Below are 20,928 nucleotides of genomic sequence, written 5' to 3'. Positions count from 1 at the left end.
TATAAGTGGTAAGTTCTCGTTTTAACTTTAACTTTCAACCTTTAACTCTTTTTTATGAATATTCCAGAGCCAAATCACGATATCTTGATAGCTATCAATTCCTTTAGGCTGGTTGTTGAGCTTTAAGAAACTATCGAAAGCGGCATCCATGTATCCAAACATGTCACCATTGTATTTTCGCCAGAACTCTTTTTCCGCTTTAAAATCAGCTAAAACTTTTTCAGATAATTTATCGTGAAGTATTTTGTAGTCCTCAGGAGATTTCATCCTGATCTCAAACAAAATATACCTCAACATCTCGTAATTAGCCGAATATTGGTAGTTCAAATCGGGACTATTGCTGGCAGTTAAATAACCAAGCAAATTAGCCTCATCTTCGTACGAAATGCCTAGTTGATGTGCAATTTCATGGCAAGAAACATACGGTTTTACAAAATCAGGCAAAGCCATATTCATGTTTGCCTCGCCTGTTAATGGCGCATAATAACCTTCTATTCCTGCTTTGCTCACTAAATAAGGACTTAAAACAGATTTTAAACAAGGGTTTTTGTAGCAGAATAATCGATTCCTTTTCTCCATTAAGTGATAAGCTTTTGATGAGCTAATTTCCAAGTACTTGATAGCGGAAGCGGGAATTTCCGTCTGCTTTAACTTTAAATCATTTGTTTTTTTAACAAAATGTTCTCCCAGTAAAACCAACTCTTTTACGCTATACTTTTCATTTCCAATACCTAGTTCGTTGCTCACACTTGGCCGACTGTAATTTAAGCCCCAAACCAATTTGAAAATAATGTTAAGAATTAAAAAAAAGTTTAAAACCTGTAGCGGTACAATAATTCTGTGTTCTCTCTTTAAAGATTTTGTTTTTTTGAAAAACCTGATGATCCGGTAAACGACAAAACCGATCAACAAGGCATAAACAATATCACCAATGGCAAAAGGGAAAATAGAGGATAGAAACCTTAGTGAAGAAGAAATGTAAGGATAAATACCTGTTGAATAATATTTTTGAACTAGGCTTGGGAACAGTCCGAAGATGTAAACTAACAGGGCTATGCTAAATATAGCGACAGTTTTTAAAGAAAGTTTTTTTATTGAGGTCATTATTTGTAATGGCCTTTTAAGGAATATATGTAAGGAACATCTCCTTTGACTTCATATATTATCCTATGCTCTTCGTTAATTCTACTAGACCGTTTATCAGAAAATTCGTGTTTTAGCGCTTCTGGTTTTCCTATTCCATCATATGGGTCTTCAAAAATGGCCAATATTAATTGCTCAATTTTCTTTTGTATAGCTTTATTCCCGGGTTTCTTCCAAAATTTGATATCTAATAAAGAATCGTCAACGAACTGAATTTCCATCTGCTATTTCCACAAATCCTCAACAGCAATCTTAATACCTTTTCCAGCTTTTTTTTGTTCTTGACCTCTTTTTATTTTAGCAACAAATTCTGGATTATAAGAACTCTTTTCAGTTTCAAAATCAATGTTCAAAACTTTCATAACCGCTTTCAAAGTAGTAGCCTGTTCTTCATTTTTAGGATGCACGATTAAAGTTTCCATTTTGATGTTGCTTGATAAACAAATATAACAAATCTATCTGGCAAAAGTTAGGCGCTTTCCAATCTGGTCGGTAGTGAATCTGCCTTTCTGATAAGCCAAATTTCCTGACACAAAAGTGTGTGTAACGCTTGCTTGGAAAGTATCTCCATCAAAAGGACTCCAGCCACATTTGTAGAAATTATTCAACTTGGTTACTTTCCATGAGTCTTTTAAATCAACCAAAACTAAATCTGCCCAATAGCCTTCACGAATAAATCCACGTTTTTCAATATCAAAACAGATAGCCAGGTTATGCGCGGTTTTCTCCACTATTTTCTCTAATGAAATTTTGCCTTGCAAATGCATTTCCAATAAAGCAGGCAAAGCATGTTGAACTAATGGTCCGCCTGATGGCGCTTGTGAATAAGGCTGTTGTTTTTCTTCCAAGGTATGTGGCGCATGGTCGGTGGCAATTACATCAATATTATCATTTAAAACGCCCTGAAGAATACCATTCTGATCCTCTTTGGTTTTAACAGCAGGATTCCATTTGATGAAGTTTCCTTTAGTTGCGTAGTCTTTATCATTAAACCAAAGGTGATGAACGCAAGCCTCCGCAGTTATTTTTTTATCTTTTAATGGGATGCTATTATCGAAAAGTGCAATTTCCTTCGCCGTTGAAATATGAAGAATGTGCAAACGCGTTTGGAAGGCTTTTGCCAGCTCAACCGCTAAAGATGAAGATTTGTAACAAGCCTCAGCACTACGAATTAAGGGATGCATTTCTATCGTTAAATCGTCACCGTATGTTGCCTTAAATTCGGCTAAATTATGGCGGATAGTGGCTTCATCTTCACAATGGGTAGCTACCAAAATAGCTGCTTTGCTAAAAATATTTTCTAAGGTTTTCTCATTATCAACCAACATATTGCCGGTGGAGGAACCCATGAAAATTTTAATGCCACACACATTTTTTGGGTCGGTTTTTAAAACTTCTTCAATGTTATCATTGCTGGCACCCATGTAAAATGAGTAATTGGCTAATGAAGTTTCTGCAGCAATAGCATATTTATCAGCAAGTAAATCTTGTGTTAAAGTATTTGGAACCGTGTTTGGCATTTCCATGAAAGACGTAATTCCGCCTGCTACAGCTGCCATACTTTCCGTAAAAATATCCGCTTTATGCGTTAAACCTGGCTCGCGAAAATGCACCTGGTCATCAATCATTCCTGGTAGAAGGTACTGTCCCTCGGCATTAATTTCCTGTACATTATCTGCAGAAAGGTTTTGGCCTATTTTGGCAATAAATCCATCTTTAATTAATACGTCGGCAACAAATTTCTGCCCTTCGTTTACAATTGTTGCGGCTTTTATCAAGTAAGCATTCATGGTTTCAAAGGTAGTGTTTTAGTAGAAAGTGGGAAGTATAAAGTATTAAGTAAAAAGTATAAAGTAGCGGGATTGGGCGGATGAGAGGTGTGAAATTAAGTTTGATGTTGCTGTTTTGACTTAAAACAAACCTAATAAAGTGGAAATACTTTTTCATTTGCAGCAACCCTGAAAATATTTGTCATGCTGAGGGTTAATTTATTTCATAAAATCAATATAAATGACGTAAAGTTAAAAACGTCAATGGTAGGTACGAAGCATCTGTAACCAATGAAAGAGATTCTTCGTGCCCCAGAATGACAGAAGTTAAAAAAGATTGGAACGATAGAAGAACTACGTTTATTGCTTTCCCCTAAATCTCTTTAAGTGATTTTAGCTTCATTAGCTCACGACTCCGAACTTCAGACTAGTTTAAGCCTTTCGGCTTAAAAAGCTTATCTTTGTGCGCTATGGGAAAACCGTTCGAAGAATTTAAGTTAAACAGGCAAATTTTAAATGCAGTTGCCGATGCAGGTTATACCGTTGCCACCCCGATACAGGAAAAAGCAATTGCACCGGTGCTATCAGGACAAGATATTTTTGGTATTGCCGAAACTGGAACTGGAAAAACTGCGGCTTTCGTTTTGCCCATTTTAATGCAGTTAAAATACGCTCAGGGTGAAAATCCGAGAGCTTTAATTTTATCTCCGACACGTGAACTGGCCATGCAAATTGCTGAGCAGGTGAAGCTATTCTCTACTTATACAGACTTGCGCTCGCTGGTAATTTTCGGCGGAATTGGTCCGAAAACGCAGAAAGAGCAAATAGCAAAAGGCGTTGATATTTTAATTGCTACGCCTGGAAGATTTTTAGATTTATATTTAGATGGAGATATTAACACGCAAAGCTTGAAATTTTTGGTGCTTGATGAGGCCGACAAAATGATGGATATGGGCTTTATCGGTTCGATACATCGGATTTTAGAAATCGTTCCACGCAAACGCCAAAACTTGTTATTCTCTGCAACAATGAGCGATTTAGTTCAAAAAATTGCTGGAGATTTCTTAAATAACCCCTTGGTGATTGAGGCATCTGCACAGGCTACACCTGCTGCCAATGTGACGCAAACCTTATATTACGTTCCAAATTTCAAAACCAAAATCAATCTCTTACAACATCTTTTAAAAAATGATGAGGCTTTTACCAGGTTGATTATTTTTTGTAAAACTAAAACAGTAGCAGATAATATCTTCAGTTTTATTGAGCGGAGATATGGTGCCGACAATGTTCGGGTGATTCATGCTAATAAAGGACAAAATACCAGAATTAACTCCATAAATAGTTTCAAAGAAGGTAACATCCGCGTACTAGTGGCCACTGATGTAGCCAGTAGGGGGATTGATGTAAGTGATGTAAGTCATGTTATAAATTTTGATGTACCTATTATTATCGAAGATTATGTGCACAGAATTGGCAGAACGGGTAGGGCTTTTGCCAAAGGCGATGCCATTACTTTTGCTACCGATGCTGAAAAATACTACATCCGCAAGATTGAAAAATTAATTCGCCAATATATTCCTGTAGCTGAAATTCCGGAAGGTGTTTACATTGATGAAACCCCTTACGAGGAACGCCAGCATATTGCCAAGGAAATTGACATGCAAAAACGCAAGGAAGATCCCGATTTTAAAGGTGCTTTCCATGAGAAAAAACATGCTGCAGCAATCGATAAGAAGGCAAGAGAAAAAGCTAAAGCTAAGGCTGGAAAAGAAGTGAAAAGTTTTAAAAAAGGTAAACGTTTCGATAAGAAGAAGTAGTGAAATGAAATTGAGGATTACCCCTTTAAACATCATTGGAGCCGCCGGTTTAGGCTTAGCGGTTTTTAATCTATTAACGGCTAAAGATACTGCACCACGACAGATTGACATGAGTGGTTTTTATCTGCTTATTTTAGGATGCCTGATCTTGGTTACTTTTATTACCGATTTAATTTTCCGTTTTACACTTAAAGATTTGAAGAAAATTTGGCTTGTAGAATCTATCTTTATCGTTATCACCGTTATCCTGATCATTATCATTAGAAAAATAGCGTAATTCAAGCGTAAAAAAATCTTTCCAATTCATTCATCGGTGCAATCAAATCAAAAAATAAGCATCTTTGCAACCGTAAAAATAAACTGATAACTGCATACTTTTTATCGGTATAATCAATTTTTGAAAATGAAGACAGCAGAAATAAAACTAACAGTTGAGTTAGACGAGGCAAATAATCCCGATAACATCCTGTGGGAAAGTACTGATTCTGGTAATGCGGATAAAGTACCAGCTAAAGCGATGTTTTTATCCGTTTGGGACCATAACTATAAAAATACTTTGAAAATAGATCTATGGACAAAAGATATGCCTGTTGATGAAATGAAACGGTTTTTCTACGAAACGCTGCAAACCATGGGCGATAGCTTTTTAAAGGCTACAAACGAAACCTTAATTGTGGAAGATTTACGTGATTACTGTGCGCATTTCGCGGAAAAGATGGGGATTATTGAAGGGCAGTAATTGAGTCGTTAGTCATTAGTCATTAAAAATGCGAAACTAATTAGTGATAAGATATGATCTAATAGCAAAATCAATTATTAAGATCTGTGAAATCTTTAAATCAGTGTAATCAACCCGCAGGAAAAAATTAAAATCTTGAATCAAAATGTTAATTCTAAATAAATTCAGAGCCTGGTTAGGCATTGTGTTATGTGTAGTGGCAGGTTTTTGTCCGATGTTAAAGGTGCCGATAAAAGGAAATTGGAACTTATATCAGTCTGATGCCCGTCTATTTTTTATTACCTATTCAATCATCGCAATTTCTGTTCTTTTCCTTTTTATCAGAAAAGCGGGTGCATTTCGGTTTATAAGTTTCGTAATGGCCATCTGGTATGTGCTGGCAGTTATAGCAGTTTATTTTACAGCCAATAATTATACTAAATATGGTTTTGCAAATAAGTTAATTGGAAAGGTAGTACATTTTCAATGGGGATGGATTGTACTTTTAGTAGGAGTGATTTTTATGCTTTTCAGTGCTAAAAAGGGAGAAAAATTAAGTAACCCAGGTTCTTTGAAGTAATTTGAAATGAGACACAATATTGCTCTATTTGTATCTAGTTAGCTGTAAAATGGTCATCAGCACCATCTTCCAGCGGGATATAAATCCTTTCCCATTCTTCTCCATCTAAAATTTCCCAGGTGTGTCCTTCACCAAATGTATCTGCAGCTATTAAAATGATTCCAGGTTCAAGAATGAAGGATTGACCGTTACTTACCGTAAATTTTAATTTCCCTTTCAGCGTAATAACGTACTGCCTGCGTGGCGCTGCATGGGGACTGTATTGTAAGGAAACATCCGTTTGAGCGAAGAAGTAATTAGCATTTATATGCTGCCTGATTGGTATTGTTCCTGATTCAAAATCACACTTCCCGTCGGTAATATTGATTAAACGAATGGCTTTTATATTTTTCGTATCGGCTTTATCTGATAATTTATCCATGCTAAAATTTTAATTCTGTTTGACCTTTCTTTGAAACCTCTCTTTCGTGTTGCAGCAACCATTGTTTTCGCCATAAGCCACCGGCATAACCCACCAATTTTCCGCTGCTACCAATTACTCGATGGCAAGGAACCACTATAGCAATATTGTTTTTGCCGTTAGCAGCAGCTATTGCCCGAATGGCTAAGGGTTGATGTGCAGAAAACTTAGCATACGAGGTAGTTTCGCCATAAGGGATGCTAAGTAGGTTTTGCCAAACCCCTTGCTGAAATTCAGTTCCTTTTTGTTTTATTGGAAAATCGAAAGCTTTTAAATCACCTTGAAAATAACTTTCAAGTTGCTTTGCCACAATTTTGGTCAACTCATTTTCCTTCAACTTATCAATATCTTGCTCTGAAAAAGTGATGGCGTAAACAAAATCATCATCAGCTAAGATGGTTATTGTTCCAATTGGCGATTCTAAAACTGATGCGTAGTCCATATTTTTTACCACAGATGTTCACAGATAAACACAGATTTTGGCTTACAATAACAATCAAATAACTTATCTGTGTTTATCCTTTTCATCTTTGGCTAATATTTCAGTGTATTCTGGGTTTCCGTGGCTGAGTCTCTTTTCTAACTAGCTTCGTCTTTCGTCGTTATAGTCCATAAAATATTTTTGCCACGGAAGCAGGGAGTTCACGGAATAAAACAATTATTATTTACTTTTTAAGTAATCTAACAGAAAGTTTTCCTTGTATTCTGTGTTTCCGTGGTTAATATTTAACAGCTAAAACTTTAAACAATATTACAACAATCCAACAAATTACCCTTACAATATTTATCAATAAAAGTATCTTTGCGGTTATGCAATTGGCCAATGAGGTTAAATATTTAATCCACAAGGAAGTGCTGTTAGAGTGGCGCTCCAAATATACTATCAACGGTGTATTATTGTATGTAGTTTCCACCATTTTTACCTGCTATTTATCTTTTGTCAGCTTAGGTGATAAGCTTGCCTGGAATGCATTGTTCTGGATAATTATTTTGTTTGCATCTATCAACGGAGTTTCAAAAAGTTTTTTGCAGGAAACTAAAGGACAACAGTTATATAGCTACGTTTTAGCAAGTCCGGCTGCGGTTTTAATATCGAAAACAGTTTATAACGTTTTGCTGATGTTGGTATTAACTACCATCGCATTGGGTTTTTATACTTTGGTGTTCGATTCGTTTACACCGCCCGATTTGCTTTTATATTACGTAGCCGTAGTGATGGGTAGCGTCAGTTTTTCAACGGTTTTTACTATGGTTTCAGCCATTGCAAGTAAAGCCGGAAACGGTGGGATGCTGATGGCAATTTTAAGCTTCCCGATTATTATTCCTGTACTCATACTTTTAATAAAATTAGCAAAGAATGCAGTTGATGGCTTGCCCTGGGAGAATAGTTATGATGAAATTGGAATGTTGTTGGTTGTAAATGTGCTTACCGTTGCCACCTCATTATTGTTATTTCCTTACCTTTGGCGGGACTAAAAAATGATTGAATGATAGAATGAATGATTGAGAGAATGTGAATTTCTATCGCTTAAAATCATTGAATAACAGCGGCAATATTCACTCCTTCAAAAATCACTCCTTCAAAATTAATATATGTATGAATAAAACTTGGTGGAAAATTTTAGGTTCAGTGCTGGTAGTTTATACTGCAATTGCAGGTTTGTTGCTTGGCGTGCCTCGTTTGCCTATTTTAAATGAATCAATCAGGAATTTATATTTCCACGTACCTATGTGGTTTGCCATGATTGTATTGTTCTCCATTTCTGTCTTTTACAGCATTAAATCTCTTAGCTCCAAAAGTGAAATTGATGATATGAAAGCTGTAGAAAGCGTAAATGCAGGGATCATTTTTGGTCTGTTAGGATTAGTAACAGGTGCCATCTGGGCAAAATATACCTGGGGCCAGTTTTGGAGTTTCGATCCTAAACAAAACTTTGCAGCCATTTCAGTTTTACTCTATTTTGCTTACTTAATTCTTCGCAATGCGATAGATGAGGAACAAAAAAGAGCTAAAATTTCTGCCATCTATAACATCTTCGCTTTCCCGATGATGGTGGTTCTGCTTTTCGTTTTACCACGTCTAAAAGATTCATTACATCCTGGTAATGGTGGTAACCCGGGTTTTAACAGCTACGATTTAGATAGCCGAATGCGGATGGTATTTTACCCGGCATGCTTAGGCTGGATATTAATTGGTTACTGGGTTTACACCATTAAATTCAGATTACGCTCCCTAGAAAACAAACAACAAGCAAATTAGATTAAAGAGCAAGGACAAAGGATTAAAGACTAACCATCCAAGATTAAAAACACCAAAAAAATTAAAAACTAACATGAAAAAGATATTGTTCTCCTTAATATTAATGCTTGTTACAATCCAGCTATCTGCGCAAGATAATGGCGTAGAAATGGCGGATGAGTTGCGTAGCGATGGTAAAATTTACGTTGTTGTTGCCTGCATAGTGATCATTTTGCTTGGATTATTGGCTTACCTTTTCTCTATCGATAAAAGATTAAAAAAAATCGAAAAAGAAAACTTACCTAAAAACTAAGTTTAAACAGTTTGAAGCTGTCTTTCTCTCCAGTTTTAATTGGTGTTGGCTTTACACTAAGTGTTTTTTCATTTGGATATATGCGTTTTTTTTAGGCAATTTTGCGGCATACTTAATTCATAAAAAAGAAATAATGGCTAATCTAGCAGACGAGAACAAGTTTTTTGCTGATGTATGCAAGAACTTTGACAGTGCGGCTCAATTCACCAACCATCCTGAAGGTTTATTGAACCAGATTAAAGCGTGTAATAGTGTTTATCGTTTCCAATTCCCAATTCGCCGTGGAAATGGTTTCGAAGTAATTGATGCTTGGCGTGTTGAGCACTCGCATCATATGAGTCCGACAAAAGGTGGTATTCGCTATAGCGAAATGGTTAACGAAGATGAGGTGATGGCGCTTGCAGCCCTTATGACTTACAAATGTGCCATCGTAAACGTTCCATTTGGTGGCGCTAAAGGTGGTATCAAAATCAACACTAAACAATATAGCGTTGCCGAGTTAGAAACCATCACTCGTCGTTATACAACAGAGTTAATCAAGAAAAATTTTATTGGTCCTGGTATCGACGTTCCTGCTCCTGATTATGGATCAGGCGAACGCGAAATGAGTTGGATCGCAGATACTTATATGACCATGAATCCTGGTCAGTTAGATGCATTAGGTTGTGTTACTGGTAAGCCAATTGCACTCCACGGTATCCGCGGACGTAAAGAAGCTACTGGCCGTGGTGTTGCGTACGCTGTACGTGAATGCGTAGATGTTGCAGAAGATATGGCTAAACTTGGTTTCAAAGCCGGTTTGGGTGATAAAAGGGTAATTGTTCAGGGTTTGGGTAACGTGGGTTATCACTCTGCTAAATTCCTGGCCGAATTTGGAGCAACTATAGTAGGTCTATGTGAGTACGAAGGAGCAATCTATAATCCGAACGGCTTAAATGTAGACGAAGTTTTTGCACACCGCAAAAATACGGGTTCAATCCTTGGTTTTCCAGGTGCTACAGATTTCAAAAACTCGATGGACGGCTTAGAGCAGGATTGTGATATCCTTGTTCCTGCAGCTTTAGAAAACCAATTTACAGAGCATAACATCCGCAACGTTAAAGCAAAAATTATTGCCGAAGGCGCTAACGGACCTACAACTCCAGAAGCTGAGGCTATTTTCACAGATATGGGCGGAATAATTATTCCAGATATGTATTGCAATGCCGGTGGTGTTACGGTTTCTTATTTTGAGTGGTTAAAAAATCTTTCTCACGTAGCTTTTGGCCGCATGGAAAACCGTTACGCAGCTAACTCGAATGCTAATCTGATTAATACATTAGAAAACTTAACAGGTAAGACTATCCTTCCAGAACACCGCTTAATGATTGTTAAAGGTGCATCTGAGATCGAATTGGTGAACTCTGGTTTGGAAGATACAATGATTCATTCTTACCACGAGATCCGTGAGACTTTGGTAAATAAACCAGCGACCCAAACATTAAGAACAGCGGCATTTGTTAATTCGATTGATAAAATTGCTGTTTCTTACATGAATTTAGGTGTTTGGCCATAAGCCTATCACAGTAATTGCGAATCTCGATTTTATCAAGATTCGCAATCTTATTATAAATCCTTGCAGATATAAAATTTGCAAGGATTTTTTTTGGAAATTTTAGTTCTTTGCTTTGAACGGTCGTCCTTGCGAGGTACGAAGCAATCTTATGATAAAATAATACCACAAATGAGATTGTACCAAAGGCATTCCTCGGGAGCTTCAATCGATAAAAATCGATTTCGCCTGAATGCCGCAGGCAAGCAACGACGCAAAGTTAAAACCTCAATGGTAAATCCTTATTCAGAGGAAGTGATACTCAATTCTTCCAAATCTAAACGCCATTCTTCTTTTCTGATAATATCGTCGTCGTAGTTTTTATTACTTTTCAAATGATGTAATTCATCCCTTTGAACCTGAATCAAAGCCAGCACAATTTCATGATATGCCTTCAAATCTACCTGATCAATCTGTCCAGCTTTAAAGGCTTTCAGGGTATCTTTCTTTTCAATTAACGAGTGTTGGAGTTCGGCTTTCAAATTTACCATTAACTCATTGTGGGTACATTGATATTGATAATCAGCTTTCAATTTATCCAACGAGAGATCAATTAATTTAAGTTTAATCTGGCTGGTCTGTTCCTGTTCAGATAATTTATGTTTCGGAGCTGGAATATTTAGCCACTTGATAAAAAAAGGTAGCGTTAAACCCTGTACCACCAGCGTTACGAATATAACCACGAAGGTGATAAATAAGATCAGGTTCCTTAATGGAAATGGAATCTGATCGGAAATCATTACCGGAATAGATAATGCTGCGGCCAAAGAAACTACGCCCCGCATTCCGGCATAAACAATTACTAACGAAGAATGCCAGGTCATGTCCTGGTAGCGCACTCTTGTTTTTTTGTTAAAAATCCTGGTGATCCTGGCAGTGGAGAAGAGCCAGATAAAACGCACTACCAAAGCAAGTACACTTATTCCCACCCCATAGCCTATTGCTCTACCTATCGGGTAATCTGGGCCAAGACCTGCTACGATATCTGGCAAAGCCAAACCTATCAAAATAAAAACTACACCATTTAACAGGAATATCAAGGCAGACCAAACCGAAACGGTTTTAATTCGCGAGCTTGAGGTTAAAATAATATGAGATTGACTGGAGAGTAATAAACCTCCAGAAACAACTGCCATTACACCCGAACCCTCAAAATGTTCTGCTACGATATACATGAAGTAGGGCGTAATTAGTGTAAGCACGGTATCAATGTTTTCGGTTGTTGGAAGCCATCTGTGTATGGCGTAAAATATACCGCCAATAGCCAAACCAACCAAAATACCACAACCCGCTACGGAAACAAAATCTATAGCTGCATCATGCAGAACGAAAGTTCCGGCGGTGACTGCGACCAATGCGAATTTAAACACGATTAAACTGGAAGCATCGTTTACCAAACTTTCGCCCTCAAGTAAAGCAATTACCGTTTTTGGAATTTTTAATCCTTTAAGTACTGCGGCTGCAGCAACGGCGTCTGGCGGCGAAATAATTCCACCCAATAAAAAACCTAAAGCCAAAGTGAAACCCGGTATAAATGCCACGGAAGCATAAGCTACAGCCATTGATGTAATAATTACCAAACCAACGGCCATTAAAAAGATCCCACCTTTGTATTCCCAGAAATCCTTCCAGGAGGTAAACCATGCAGCCTCATAAAGGAGTGGAGGTAAGAAGAGCAGGAAGACAATATCGGGATCGATTTTTATATGGGGGATACCAGGAATAAATCCGATAATTAATCCTGCTAATACTAAAAAAATAGGGTATGAAATCTTTAATTTCTGACCAACCATCACCAATAATGTCACGCCGAGTAACAAAATAAGGATTAAAATAAGATTGTCGTGGAGCATATTTGCTATTAGTTTGTTGCACTAAATTTATTAAGAATATAGGAATGATAAAATTCTAAAGGGTCGTCAAGAGTTGATAAAGGGCATTAATGTCTTGATTGTTCATTTCTAATTTTCCTTGTAAGGCGATTTTCTTGTCACGGGTAGCTTGAGCTGTGACGGTTAAATATTTCAGGCTTTCCAGATACCTGGAGATTATTGGCAAGCTAACCTGTCGGTTTAATTGTTTAAAATTGACATTCAAGGCAAGGAAGTTATTGTTTTTTTGCGAATATTGATGAAGGGAAGGTTCTTTCGTTGTGCTGAGGGTAAGTTGCTTGCTATTTCCCCCAACAAATACCTGGTAAAGAGGAAAGACTGATTTGTTAACCACGCCGCTATCCAGGTAAATAACGTTTTGACGGGCCAGGTAATTTTTTAACGGCAAAGCATCAGCAGAAATATTGATAAGGACATTTGGAACATCTTTTTGCTGAAGCGTTACTTTCTGCACCTTTTCGAAATCATCGTTGTATTCATAAGTAATAATTGAATCCGTTTGCTTTATGGTATTTATCCATTCCATATCAATGTGCCCCTGATAATATTTAACCAGGCTATCTTGCTCAATAACCACATTTTTTAGCTTGAATTCTTTTTTGATGTTTCGTTCGAAATCTGCATTCAGCCAAAAGTTCATTACATGGTTTGTATTGGCTGGCTGATGGCTGTTCAGCCCGCTCTTAATTTTCATTCCTTCTAGTGTATTAAAAATGCCATTGAAGCTGATTTCGCCACTTTTAAAATCAAGCTCCGCAAGCTGAGCATTTTCTTGAAAAGCGACGTGACTGCTAGATTTGATCAGCTGGCTAAATCCACCATCGCTCATTTCTTTAAAGTCTTTTTCATTCAAAACATCTTTCAGGACTGCATCAAAATTTGCAATCTGACTTGAAAAAACTACTGCAGCACTTTTTTCATCGTACCAAATTGCTACGTTACCCAATACAGATTTTGCATAGTTAAGCTTATTGCTCACCTTTTTAATTTTAAACCCTACGGCCTTGCTTAAAAAATCTTCAAAATTTTGGAGATTCCTGATTTTAAATCTGGCGAAAAACGAGGTATTCGGTTGATCCTTTATGGTATACAAATATAGGTTTGCAGGAATGCTTAATCCATGGTCTATGCGCTTAAATGAACGCCCAACATTTTTCCCGGTATCTGATTTAAAGTAATGAACCGGGTTTGAGATGGCATTGAAAGCCAATGTTTTTGCAATTTTATCAACACTTATCTTTACTAAAGAAGTGGTATTTTTTGGAATAGCTATTTGATTGGCACTGTAATTCCTGTACTTGAGCGTACCAAGAAAAAAAATCAGCAGCGATATTAAAATCACTGCTGCTATTTTTAGAAATTTCTTCATACGTCATTTTTTGCCGCAGATTTTCACAGATGAACACAGATTTTTAACAAGTTAATTTCGTGTTCGTCATTTTTACCTGTGGTTAATTGTTGAGTTATTTCGAAGCATTTTCAATTAATGAAAACAGATATTTTAAAGCATTCTCATGTCCATTAGGTATTTCAGCACTAATGTCTGCAGAAACTACATTTCCTTTAATTGGATTCGATTTCATATAGATATTTCCCATTTTGCCCAAAGTTTTATTGAATTTCTTTGCCGTTTCTTCGCCTCCAATTTCTTCGGTAGGAACTTTGCCTACCAGGTTTTTCGCATTGAATAAGAAACTAAAATTGTTTTTTGCCAAAAGCGTTTTATGCGATTTACTAATGGCCGGAACGAAAGTATTGTTGCTGATACTTTCCATTTCAGTTATTGAATTGCCAAAGAAAACGATACCATCTCTAATCATAAAGTAAATATCGATCGGGCTTTTCTTCTCCTCAATTTTATAAATGTTGTTGTTAACCGTAACATAGTTTTTATTCATGCCATACTTAATCAGCTTGTTCATCAATCGATGATCTTCTGATGAAAACATAAACAAGAAATCAGGTAAAGTTTCTTTTTTGGTTTTTGTTACTTCTTTTCGATTATAATCATCATCATAATCGTAAGTGGTGTAGGTAACATCTTTGGTATTTAAGCCATTAATTACAAACATGGCATCGCCTTTCACTACCATGCTTACCGCTTCTTCATCTAACAAAAGCGAAAATAAATCGGTTCCCAATTCAATTTCTTCTCCCATGTTTTTCCCTAAAAACGAACCATAAGTCTGTTTCATTAATTTAGGAAATTCTTCTAAATAGGCTTTTGTATCAATAGAATAACCCATAAAGCCAATTGCTTTATCACTATTAACATACTTCAGAAACTTTTTATTTAATTTCCTATTCATTATTTTTTTGTAGGCATCGGCTTGATCTTTGGCTAATTCTAAGCCTGTAGAAATGCGGAAACTTTTTTCATCCATAAAAAGCTTGGCATTTAAACTGCCATAACCTGTCATTAACCCCGATTTGCCGTAAGTACCAAATTCGGGAGCAATGGAATTGTAAGCATCCTGTAGGCTGGAAACCCAAAGTTCGGCAATGGCTTTGCTATCTAAACTAGAAGCATAAGATTTATTTTTTTCTATGGATTCATAATTCTCGGTGAATATTTTATTGGCTTCGGCAGTCATCCAAACCATAGCCAGCTCTTTTTTCAAGCTGTCCTGTTCTTCTCTTTCCTTTCGATATTCATCATACCGGTCGTCAGCATCGCCGGCTTCAGTCATTACAGCGGTGCTATCGGTTGTGTATCCTTCTTCCATGTAAGGTGAATCCACGACCTCAATCATTGGTTCCTTTATTTCTATAACTTTTTTTGGTTTTTTAGCAATCGCTTTAGGTTTGCTTTTTGCGCCCTTCTTTTTTCCTTTTGATTTCTTTGCAGCACTTTTCTTTTTTTGTGTCGGGTGCTTCTTTTTTACTACTTCACGGCTTTCCATTTGAGGATATGATTCGCCAATGGTGGGCGGTGCAGGAACGTCGACAACTACCACATCGCTGGCAACAGCTGCCGTACTATCTACAGTTGTAGTAATTTCTAGCGCAGCAACATCTCCATAATTAGTTTGATATTTAATGTCCTTAATGCCGTAGCGGGCAGAATTTGCCGAATCGGCAAAGAAAGAACTTCGGATGCTCCCTGTAATGAAATACAACATATCCTTATTCCACTTGATAATAACGCCTCCGTTATCGGGCATTTTCAATGTTCTCACATCGCCATCAACTATGATTTTTTTGTCTTTATCCTCTATCAGGCTTTCAAATTTCGTAGCATCTTTGAGCGGAATCAAAAAACAATTGTAGGTAATACTATCACTCAATTGGTTGAAATAGTACATGTTTTTTTCCAGATTCACACCAAAATCTTCAATACTATTTAGATTTTGATCAAGGGATTTTGATGTTTCTGTTAATAGTTTTTTGCCGAGAAACGACTCATTAAAATCTTTAACAAACATCAGTTTAAATACATTGTCGCCTTTGATGGTAGCAACAGTAAAAGCGTTTGAAGGGATTTTTTTGACTAGATCTTGAGCGTAATTTAATTTAGCGAGAAATAGAATGGAGACCGCAATTAGAATTTTTTTCATTTTTATTTAGATAGTTGTATTTGATTGGAAACATTAATTTTTCCATTAATTAAATCCATTACACTTGCTTTAAGCATAACCGCTTTTTTTGATTTTGATAGATTTGAGGCGGAATTGGTAGTACTGATAACTGGAGACTCAAAGCGGTAAATGCTGGTATACATTGCGCCATTAAACACCGCTTTATCTTTACTTTTAAGTTTATTGTACTCGGTTTTTGCTGATGCAACCGCTTGATATTTCCGGCTAAAAGTTTTGGTTGTTTTATTATAAGTGTATGAAGAGGTATTTGTTGCTTTGATTTTCTGCTGCGCAAGGATATTTTTGGTAATGTTGTTGATATTCGAAACATCCTTGAAAGAAAAACTGATGGTAGCGATGTAATTATTAAAATCGCTGGTGGTTTTAACATTGGTAATGCCTTCACTTTTACGCAAATAAGCTGCTGCCTCATTTAGTTCCTTTTGAATTTTTTGCTTACTGGGCACTTTATACCCTTGAACACTATCCAACAGCATTACTGATGCTACTTTAGTTTTACTTTGGCTCAAATTAATGGTTAACATCACATCGCCAGTGCCATCGTTTCGCATGGTAATCTCTTCAACAACCTGAAAACATGAACTCAATATGGGTATGATAAATGCAACTGCAACTAAAATGTAGAACTGTCTAAGGTTCATAAAAATTCTTTAAATAAATGGGACGCAATTGAGGAATAATCTGAAGCTTCAAACTTAATCATTAAAGACGAAATTTTAATCGATTTTCATTTCCAATTTGAAAGCACTGCCGATTTCGAAAGTTGAAGGACACTATCTGACAAGAAATTTTAAGAGGTGGTCGTTTCCATGCGGTTAACCTGGGTTAATAAACCCCACAGAAAGTGGTAGCCCCGAAAGCCAATTTTTCATTGGATGAGGGCTAAAGCAAATGGCGGGATTGATTAAGCTAAGAATTGCTATTTGGTCATTTTCTAAATATTATTTAATGAATTTTTTTAACAGTTATCGATTTATAAAATCTTAACCAAAATTTGGTTTCCGTATTAATCAGCTAATTGTCAATATAAAGACAAGAAAATTGTTAACTGGCGTTCGCTATGGCTATTTTTCTATCTTTGTTGCCAGCTTTTACACTAACATACAAAATGAAAAAAAGTGCAATCATCGGTTTGATTACCATTGCTATTTCGGTGGGAATCTTATTTAGCTTAAACGCCAATACAGATACTTATTCAAATTTCAAAGAAGCGGCTTCTTCACAAAAAGAGGAGCACGTAATGGGTTATTGGGAAAAATCAAAAGGAATGTATTATGATGCTGTGAAAGATGCTAATCATTTTGCATTCCATATGAAAGATGAAAAAGGAGAAGTTCGAGAGGTGATTTATAATGGCACAAAACCTCAGGATTTTGAAAAATCTGAGAAATTAGTTCTTATCGGAAAAATGGATAAGGACAAATTCTACGCGTCGAAAATTTTAATGAAATGCCCATCTAAATACAATGATAATCTCGTTGAAGTGAATAAAGATGGTAAGGTGGATACAGTTGGTAAGTACGGCGAAAAAAAATATAATTAATTTTAATGGATATTCAGTTTGTAGGCGAAAACCTGTTGCCGGGTAAAATCGGGCAGTTTTTTATTGTGTTGGCTTTTAGTGCATCGTTACTTTCAACAATTGCATATTTTTTTGCCAGTCGCAAAGAAAATTTAGAAGATAAATCTTGGCGTAACCTTGGTAGAATAGGCTTTTTGGTTAACTGGGCGAGTATAATTGGCATCGGCGTAGTGCTTTTTTACTTAATCCTTGGCCATTACAACGAGTATAATTATGTTTATTTCCACTCTTCGAAAGAACTTCCGATTTACTATATCGTTTCTGCTTTCTGGGAAGGACAGGAGGGAAGTTTCTGGCTTTGGGCTTTCTGGCAATCATTTTTAGGTGCACTTTTAATTTGGAAAGCTAAAACCTGGGAACGCCCTGTAATGACCGTTGTGGCATTTTCGCAAGTGTTTTTAACCTCAATGATGTTGGGAGTAGAAATTTTTGGCGAACGCATTGGTAGTTCTCCTTTTATCTTACTGAGAGATGCGGTTGATTTAAAAGCGATGGCTCCTGTAGTTTTCGCAAATCCTGAAAACTTTGCGAAATACTTAACATTTATAACCGACGGAAGAGGCTTAAATCCACTATTGCAAAATTACTGGATGGTTATTCACCCGCCAACCCTGTTTTTGGGTTTTGCAAGTATGGTGGTGCCTTTTGCTTACGGAATTGCTGCTTTGTGGCAAAAACGTTATAAAGACTGGATTAAACCTGCAATGCCATGGACGCTTTTTGCGGTGATGGTTTTGGGTACCGGAATTATTATGGGGTCATTCTGGGCTTACGAAGCGCTAAACTTTGGAGGTTTCTGGGCCTGGGATCCGGTTGAAAATGCTTCGCTGATTCCGTGGCTAACCTTAATTGGTGCAGTACACGTAATGATTGCTTACAAAAACACAGGTCATGCTTACTTTACCGCAATTGCCCTGGTTTTCTTAAGCTTCTTATTGGTATTGTATGCTTCATTCTTAACCCGAAGTGGAATTTTAGGTGATACATCGGTACACTCATTTACCGATATGGGCATGTTTGGCCACTTGATTTTATACAATGTGGTGTTTGCTGCCCTTGCTATATTCTTGGTGGTTAAAAGATGGAAAGAATTACCGATAACTACTAAAGATGAGGAAACTTATTCGCGTGAGTTTTGGATGTTTATCGGTGCGTTAGTGGTAACTGTTGCTTGTATTCAGGTGATTTTTTCTACCTCAGTTCCTGTATTTAATAAAGCATTCGGCACTAACTTTTCTCCTCCAATTGATGCAGTTAAATATTACAACAAGTGGCAAGCGCCTTTTGCGGTTTTGGTAACGTTAATTTCAGGTTTCTCTCAATATCTAAAATACAAAAGAACTGATCCGAGAAAATTTTACAGCAGCTTAATCTCAGTGATATTGTTTTCGCTGGTTTTAACCGCTGGTTTGGTATACGTTGCAGATATCTACACCAATACCATGTATATTCTGATCACGTTTAGCTGTATTTTTGCAGTACTTTCCAATGCGGCAATTCTCTATCAAGCTTTCGGAGGCAAGGTAAAACTGGCTGGTTCGGCAATAGCGCACATTGGTTTTGCATTCTTAATTTTGGGTGCCCTTATTTCTGCGGCTACGAATAAACCACTATCTATCAACGCAAATAATTTCATTCCTGTAAAGGATTTCGAGAAGACTGAAAAGCCGGGTGAAAACATCATGTTATATAAAAACGAGCCCAAACAAATGGGTAAGTATACGGTAACTTATGTTTCAGATACCACTCAACTGCCAAACACGATTTATACTCTTAATTTTAAGGTTTTAGATAAGGAAGGTAAAGTGAAAGAGGATTTCAATTTACATCCTCACGTTCAGGATAATGAAAAGATGGGATTGATTGCTTCACCAGATACCAAGCACTATTTAACTTATGATGTGTATACGCACATTACCAGTGCTGCGGTAAAGCAGGCCTCTCACGAAGATCATGAAGGTCATTCTGATGATGAAAATTATAAAGCACCAAGAATTGTTAAGGTTTCGGTAGGGGATACCATTCATACTTCAAGTGGAATTGTAACCGTAAAAGCGTTAAATAACAAACCTGTTGCTAAAGATTTGGTGTTGGCCCAAGGCGATTATGCTGTTGGCTTACCTTTGGAAATTAATGCCGCTGGTAAAGTTTATACTGCCGAGCCAATGTTTTTGATCAAAGGGAATAACACATTCGATTTTGCTCGTAAGGTGGATGAGTTGGATTTGAAATTCCGTTTTGCGCAGGTTTTGCCTGACGAGAAAAAGGTTGAACTTCAAATTTTTGAGAAACCTCAACAAGCAAAAGACTGGGTAGTTTTTAAAGCCATTGAGTTTCCTTTCATTAACTTATACTGGGCAGGTACTATTATTATGGTCATAGGTTTCTTGCTATCTATTTTTAGAAGACGAAAAGAAGCTAAAGTAGCATAAGTAGATGAACATTGTTTTAATAGGATCTGGAAATGTAGCCACACACTTAGCTAAGGCATTAGTTGCCAAAGCAGAAAATGTAGTGCAGGTTTATAGCCAGAATCTGTTAAATGCCAGTTTACTTGCGCAACAAACAAATGCCGAAGCAATAAATCAGTTATCCGAAGTTGATCAGACTGCCGATTTATACATCATCTCAGTTAGGGATGATGCTATTGAACACGTTGCTTCAGCTTTAAAAAATGTTGAGGGGCTTGTAATTCATACTTCAGGTACAACGGATATTTCTGCGATTAAGAATTACACAGCAAGAGCCGGAGTTTTTTATCCACTGCAAACTTTCTCCAAAGTGAAGGAAGTTTCTTTTGATCATATTCCGCTTTGCATCGAAGCGAGTAACATCAATGATCTAGAGATTTTGAAACAACTTGCTGAAAAGCTAAGTGATCAGGTTTATGAAATAGATGGAGAAAAGAGAAAAGCACTTCACCTTGCTGCTGTTTTTGCCTGTAATTTTCCAAACCATCTTTATGCTTTAGCAAATCAATTTCTTATAGAAAATGGGCTTGATTTCAACATTATCAGACCTTTAATTGCTGAAACCGCAGATAAGGTGATGGATAATTTACCAGAGAAAGTGCAAACTGGTCCCGCTGTGCGCGGAGATGAGAGCACTATGAATAAGCATTTAGGTTTGTTAGAAAGCCAACCTGAATTGCAGAACATTTATCAAACTTTAAGCAAGAGCATAAAATTAATACCTAAATAGCATTTTTACGGCTTTTGCTTCTTA

21 protein-coding genes are annotated in these 20,928 nt (G+C 36.8%); 11 read left to right on the top strand and 10 right to left on the bottom strand.

Annotated elements, in window-relative coordinates; all coding sequences use genetic code 11:
* Window positions 1-27: 27 nt before the first annotated feature.
* Genes AC3ITD_RS11895 through AC3ITD_RS11880 form a run of 4 tightly spaced genes read right to left on the bottom strand, consistent with a single transcriptional unit; the run spans window position 28 to window position 2,933 of the window.
* Complete coding sequence (locus AC3ITD_RS11895; RefSeq protein WP_489359990.1) at window positions 28-1,104, bottom strand: DUF3810 domain-containing protein; 1,077 nt, start codon at window positions 1,102-1,104, stop codon at window positions 28-30.
* Entirely contained in the window at window positions 1,104-1,364 is a 261-nt protein-coding gene (locus tag AC3ITD_RS11890; protein ID WP_265799843.1) for a Txe/YoeB family addiction module toxin, read from the bottom strand. The genes AC3ITD_RS11895 and AC3ITD_RS11890 overlap by 1 nt, the downstream gene beginning before the upstream one ends.
* A 3-nt stretch (window positions 1,365-1,367) precedes the next feature.
* A complete protein-coding gene (locus AC3ITD_RS11885; RefSeq protein WP_265799842.1) occupies window positions 1,368-1,565 on the bottom strand; it encodes a DUF2683 family protein in 198 nt (65 codons plus the stop codon).
* Window positions 1,566-1,598: 33 nt separating this feature from the next.
* Window positions 1,599-2,933 (bottom strand): dihydroorotase, encoded by a 1,335-nt coding sequence (locus tag AC3ITD_RS11880; protein ID WP_489359989.1) that lies wholly within the window; start codon window positions 2,931-2,933, stop codon window positions 1,599-1,601.
* Window positions 2,934-3,382: 449 nt separating this feature from the next.
* Here AC3ITD_RS11880 and AC3ITD_RS11875 point away from each other — a divergent pair, with 449 nt between their 5' ends.
* The 4 genes from AC3ITD_RS11875 to AC3ITD_RS11860 all read left to right on the top strand — a co-directional run bounded on the left by AC3ITD_RS11875 (window position 3,383) and on the right by AC3ITD_RS11860 (window position 6,027).
* On the top strand, window positions 3,383-4,729 hold the full coding sequence (locus AC3ITD_RS11875) for a DEAD/DEAH box helicase (protein WP_265799839.1): 1,347 nt from the start codon (window positions 3,383-3,385) through the stop codon (window positions 4,727-4,729).
* 4 nt (window positions 4,730-4,733) lie between these two features.
* A complete protein-coding gene (locus AC3ITD_RS11870; RefSeq protein ID WP_056851344.1) occupies window positions 4,734-5,006 on the top strand; it encodes a hypothetical protein in 273 nt (90 codons plus the stop codon).
* 126 nt (window positions 5,007-5,132) lie between these two features.
* Complete coding sequence (gene gldC, locus AC3ITD_RS11865; RefSeq protein ID WP_010602534.1) at window positions 5,133-5,468, top strand: gliding motility protein GldC; 336 nt, start codon at window positions 5,133-5,135, stop codon at window positions 5,466-5,468.
* Between the two features lie 145 nt (window positions 5,469-5,613).
* Window positions 5,614-6,027, top strand: a complete 414-nt coding sequence (locus tag AC3ITD_RS11860; RefSeq protein ID WP_265799834.1) for a hypothetical protein — start codon at window positions 5,614-5,616, stop codon at window positions 6,025-6,027.
* Window positions 6,028-6,061: 34 nt separating this feature from the next.
* On the opposite strand, the gene AC3ITD_RS11855 is transcribed toward AC3ITD_RS11860, so the two are convergent.
* Entirely contained in the window at window positions 6,062-6,448 is a 387-nt protein-coding gene (locus AC3ITD_RS11855; protein ID WP_489359988.1) for a cupin domain-containing protein, read from the bottom strand.
* A gap of 1 nt (window position 6,449) precedes the next feature.
* Window positions 6,450-6,929 carry a methylated-DNA--[protein]-cysteine S-methyltransferase gene (locus AC3ITD_RS11850; protein WP_489359987.1) on the bottom strand — a complete coding sequence of 160 codons (480 nt, stop codon included), beginning with the start codon at window positions 6,927-6,929 and terminating at the stop codon, window positions 6,450-6,452.
* A 368-nt stretch (window positions 6,930-7,297) separates the two neighbouring features.
* Here AC3ITD_RS11850 and AC3ITD_RS11845 point away from each other — a divergent pair, with 368 nt between their 5' ends.
* From AC3ITD_RS11845 to AC3ITD_RS11830, 4 genes are all read left to right on the top strand, one after another.
* On the top strand, window positions 7,298-7,963 hold the full coding sequence (locus AC3ITD_RS11845; protein WP_489359986.1) for a heme exporter protein CcmB: 666 nt from the start codon (window positions 7,298-7,300) through the stop codon (window positions 7,961-7,963).
* 79 nt (window positions 7,964-8,042) lie between these two features.
* Entirely contained in the window at window positions 8,043-8,747 is a 705-nt protein-coding gene (ccsA, locus tag AC3ITD_RS11840) for a cytochrome c biogenesis protein CcsA (RefSeq protein WP_489366672.1), read from the top strand.
* A 73-nt stretch (window positions 8,748-8,820) separates the two neighbouring features.
* Window positions 8,821-9,039, top strand: a complete 219-nt coding sequence (locus tag AC3ITD_RS11835) for a CcmD family protein (protein WP_489359984.1) — start codon at window positions 8,821-8,823, stop codon at window positions 9,037-9,039.
* Between the two features lie 133 nt (window positions 9,040-9,172).
* A complete protein-coding gene (locus AC3ITD_RS11830) occupies window positions 9,173-10,594 on the top strand; it encodes a Glu/Leu/Phe/Val family dehydrogenase (RefSeq protein WP_489359982.1) in 1,422 nt (473 codons plus the stop codon).
* Between the two features lie 278 nt (window positions 10,595-10,872).
* On the opposite strand, the gene AC3ITD_RS11825 is transcribed toward AC3ITD_RS11830, so the two are convergent.
* From AC3ITD_RS11825 to AC3ITD_RS11810, 4 genes are all read right to left on the bottom strand, one after another.
* The gene (locus AC3ITD_RS11825; protein WP_489359980.1) at window positions 10,873-12,483 is read right to left on the bottom strand and encodes a Na+/H+ antiporter; all 1,611 of its coding nucleotides are present in this window, start codon (window positions 12,481-12,483) and stop codon (window positions 10,873-10,875) included.
* 55 nt (window positions 12,484-12,538) lie between these two features.
* The gene (locus AC3ITD_RS11820) at window positions 12,539-13,891 is read right to left on the bottom strand and encodes a hypothetical protein (protein WP_489359978.1); all 1,353 of its coding nucleotides are present in this window, start codon (window positions 13,889-13,891) and stop codon (window positions 12,539-12,541) included.
* A gap of 94 nt (window positions 13,892-13,985) precedes the next feature.
* Entirely contained in the window at window positions 13,986-16,079 is a 2,094-nt protein-coding gene (locus AC3ITD_RS11815) for a hypothetical protein (RefSeq protein WP_489359976.1), read from the bottom strand.
* Between the two features lie 2 nt (window positions 16,080-16,081).
* Entirely contained in the window at window positions 16,082-16,762 is a 681-nt protein-coding gene (locus AC3ITD_RS11810) for a hypothetical protein (protein WP_489359974.1), read from the bottom strand.
* Window positions 16,763-17,229: 467 nt separating this feature from the next.
* Between AC3ITD_RS11810 and AC3ITD_RS11805 the strand changes: the two genes are divergently transcribed.
* The 3 genes from AC3ITD_RS11805 to AC3ITD_RS11795 are packed head-to-tail and all read left to right on the top strand — an operon-like array spanning window position 17,230 to window position 20,904.
* Window positions 17,230-17,664, top strand: coding sequence for a cytochrome c maturation protein CcmE domain-containing protein (locus AC3ITD_RS11805; protein ID WP_056851333.1), 435 nt, complete (start codon window positions 17,230-17,232; stop codon window positions 17,662-17,664).
* 5 nt (window positions 17,665-17,669) lie between these two features.
* Window positions 17,670-20,135, top strand: coding sequence for a heme lyase CcmF/NrfE family subunit (locus AC3ITD_RS11800; protein ID WP_489366611.1), 2,466 nt, complete (start codon window positions 17,670-17,672; stop codon window positions 20,133-20,135).
* 4 nt (window positions 20,136-20,139) lie between these two features.
* Window positions 20,140-20,904, top strand: a complete 765-nt coding sequence (locus tag AC3ITD_RS11795) for a Rossmann-like and DUF2520 domain-containing protein (RefSeq protein WP_489366609.1) — start codon at window positions 20,140-20,142, stop codon at window positions 20,902-20,904.
* Window positions 20,905-20,928 lie beyond the last annotated feature (24 nt).

The organism is Pedobacter sp. KH_004 (assembly GCF_057840755.1).
This window is presented reverse-complemented; position numbering and strand designations above follow the sequence as displayed.